This window comes from Pseudomonas vlassakiae (assembly GCF_014269035.2).
GTDB classification, from domain to species: Bacteria; Pseudomonadota; Gammaproteobacteria; order Pseudomonadales; family Pseudomonadaceae; genus Aquipseudomonas; species Aquipseudomonas vlassakiae.
This window is the reverse complement of record NZ_JABWRP020000049.1, coordinates 1-1351: the sequence shown is the minus strand read 5'-3', so window position 1 is coordinate 1351 and position 1351 is coordinate 1. Positions and strand designations below refer to the sequence as shown.

General features: G+C 61.2%; 1 protein-coding gene. It reads left to right on the top strand.

Translation table 11 applies throughout. The features are described from left to right. Positions 1–13: 13 nt before the first annotated feature. Positions 14–1351 (top strand): immunoglobulin-like domain-containing protein (locus tag HU738_RS25715; RefSeq protein ID WP_367616188.1); only part of this gene is annotated, 1338 nt, incomplete at its 3' end.

Genomic DNA, 1351 nt, shown 5'->3' with positions numbered 1-1351 from the left:
AGTCAGCGCACGTATCACCAATGCCTCGGGTGGCAATTTCGAGAGCTTGGCGATCAACAGCACGCCAGCGGTGACCAACGTCACCGACACCCTGGATACATCGACCGTGAACCTCACGGCCACGCCATCGGTGGCTGAGGGTGGAACCATCGTTTACACCGCAACCGTCACTGCCCCAGTTACAGGCTCGGCTGTCGTGGTAGCACTGGCAAACGGCCAGACCATTACTATTCCGGTGGGGCAAAGTTCCGGCACTGCTACGGCGGCCGTGTCCAATGACGTCTATCAGGGCCATCCAGCCGTCAGCAACAGCATCACCAATGTCAGCGGCGGCAACTACGAGAACCTGGTCGCCAACCAGACACCGGTCAGCACCGCCGTTACCGATGTGCAAGACACCACCAGCGTTACCCTGACCGCCACGCCGTCCGTGGCGGAAGGCGGCACTATCATTTACACCGCCACAGTGGATGCACCCGTCACCGGCAGCCCGGTCATAGTCAGCTTGGCCAACGGGCAAACCATCACCATCCCTGTCGGGCAGTCCTCCAGTACCGCCACGGGCGCCGTCGCCAACGACGTTTACCAAGGCCATGCGGCGGTCACCAACAGCATCACCAACGTCAGCGGTGGCAACTACGAAAACCTGGTCGCCAACCAGGCACCGGTCAGCACCACGGTTACCGATGTGCAAGACAGCACCGCTGTCATCCTGACCGCCACGCCGTCCGTGGCCGAAGGCGGCACTATCGTCTACACCGCCTCGGTTAATGCGCCAGTCACCGGAAGCCCGGTCATAGTCAGTTTGGCCAACGGCCAGACCATCACCATTCCGGTTGGCCAGAGCTCCGGTACCGCCACCGGCGCCGTCACCAACGACGTTTACCAAGGCCATGCGGCAGTCACAAACAGCATTACCAACGTCAGCGGCGGTAATTACGAGAATCTGGTTGCCGACCCGGCACCGGTTTCTACCACCGTCACCGACGTACAAGACACCACCACCGTTTCGCTGACGGCAACGCCGAGCGTGGCCGAAGGCGGCACTATCACCTACACCGCCACAGTAGGTGCTCCTGTCACCGAAAGCCCGGTCGTAGTCAGCTTGGCTAACGGCCAAACCATCACCATTCCGGTCGGTCAGAGCTCAGGTACTGCCACGGAAGCCGTCACCAACGACGTCTATCAAGGCCATGCGGCGGTCACCAACAGCATCACCAGCGTCAGCGGCGGAAACTACGAAAACCTGGTCGCCAATCAGGCACCAGTCAGCACTAGCATCACGGATGTCCTGGACACCACGACGGTGTCGCTTTCGGCGACGCCAAGCGTGGCCGAAGGTGGGCAGATT